1 protein-coding gene is annotated in these 650 nt (G+C 40.0%); it reads right to left on the reverse strand.

The annotated features are described in order from the left end of the window. Positions 1-434, reverse strand: a 434-nt coding sequence (gene aroA, locus AC3G7N_RS21370) for a chorismate mutase (RefSeq protein WP_489424147.1), incomplete at its 3' end; no start/stop codon positions are given. Between the last annotated feature and the right edge of the window lie 216 nt (positions 435-650).

The raw sequence follows: 650 nt of genomic DNA on the forward strand, positions 1-650 counted from the left end.
CCTTGCTGTTTCATTGCCAATGCCACAGCTTTTACTTGTTCATAACCTTCAACTGCACATGGACCCATAATGAACCGTTGCTCGCCGTCGCCAATTTTTTGGCCATTGACATCAACAATCGTATTTTCGGGGCGGGCCTTCCTAGAAACCAGTAATGCCTTTTTATGATTATCCTTTTGCAGCTCCAGGCTTGCTTTGAAAATTTCTTTGAAAAGATGTTGTACGGTTGATAATTCAAATGGTCCATTATGGTGGTCATTGATCAGATCAAGCGATTGACGTTCACGGACCGGATCGAATCTGGTGATCCCTTGTTTTTCTTTTTGTTTACCAATTTCCTGAACGATCTCTGCACGCTCATTTAATAATTTTAAAATTTCTAAGTTAACTCCATCTATCTGATCACGTAATTGTGCTAGTTCGTTTGTACTCATACTGTAATTCCTCCTAATATTTTTGTTATTTGGTAAAGCCGGGGCGAAAAAAGCGTCACCTCTTTCAAGTTAATATAGTAAAATCGCCCCTGTCGCTCTTTGAAACGACAGGGACGATTCTCACCGTGGTACCACCCATATTGTGAACATAACTTCTGTCCACCTCTTAACATTGTTAACGATCAAATGACCGTCTTTTTCACCTTTGAAAAAGAA

It is taken from the genome of Virgibacillus carmonensis (assembly GCF_057836705.1).